Annotated in this window: 1 protein-coding gene; it reads right to left on the bottom strand. The window is 55.3% G+C overall.

From position 1 onward, the window contains the following. Window positions 1-237: zinc-binding dehydrogenase (locus tag CH339_RS25985; RefSeq protein WP_146610326.1), on the bottom strand; the 237-nt coding region annotated here is incomplete at both ends.

Here is a 237-nt window from a genome sequence, read left to right as displayed (position 1 = left end):
GCCAAACGAACGGATTGCTCAATCGTCGCGGGAATCCCGGCCGCTTCGAACACAATCCCCGCTCCTTCTCCGCCTGTCAGCTTCAGAATCATTTGCTCTGCATCCTCTTCACCAGGCTGAATAACGGCATCCGCCCCGAATGCCTCGGCAAGCTCAAGCCTTTCCCTTACAGGATCGACAGCGATCACACGAACGTCGAAGCGCTTTTTTACCTGCGCCAAAATCGTTAACCCGATC

Source organism: Rhodobium orientis (assembly GCF_003258835.1).
Classification (GTDB): Bacteria; Pseudomonadota; Alphaproteobacteria; order Rhizobiales; family Rhodobiaceae; genus Rhodobium; species Rhodobium orientis.
This window is presented reverse-complemented; position numbering and strand designations above follow the sequence as displayed.